Source organism: Paenibacillus sp. P4_A9, from assembly GCF_056402415.1.
Window position 1 is genome coordinate 1 of sequence record NZ_JBFUHL010000251.1, and the last position, 540, is coordinate 540.

Consider the following 540-nt stretch of genomic DNA (forward strand, 5'->3'; position numbering starts at 1 on the left):
TCATCTACCTGACCAGTCACGGTACTCACGAACATGAATTGGTGCTCGACCAGCCGCGTCTGGAGCTGGCCGATCTGCCGGCCGACGAGTTGGCCACAGTGCTCGCGCCGCTGAAGAATCGCGACAAGATCATTGTGATCTCGGCCTGCTACTCCGGCGGTTTTATTCCTGCGCTCAAAGATGACCGGACGATGATCATGACCGCCTCGCGGACTGATCGGGTGTCCTTTGGTTGCTCGGAAGAAGCCGACTTCACCTACTTCGGTGACGCACTGTTCGCCCAGGCACTCAACCAGACCGACGACCTGCAACAGGCTTTCACCCTGGCCAAGGCAACCGTCGCCGATCGCGAGCAGGCGGACAACTTCGAAGCGTCGGAACCACAAATCTGGGCCCCCAAGGGCGTCCTTGCGCGTTGGCAGCTGTTACGCAAGCAGCAAGCACGCAAGGCACTCGATAGCGCCTCACTGAATAACAAGGAAGCAAAGACCAACTAAGCTGATTTCAGTATCAAGGGGGAAACACTATGTACTTGACACC

Annotated in this window: 1 protein-coding gene; it reads left to right on the plus strand. The window is 57.4% G+C overall.

Translation table 11 applies throughout. From position 1 onward, the window contains the following. A partial coding sequence (locus tag AC1DVJ_RS31325; RefSeq protein ID WP_477596869.1) for a C13 family peptidase occupies nucleotides 1-497 on the plus strand: 497 nt, incomplete at its 5' end. Nucleotides 498-540: the final 43 nt, after the last annotated feature.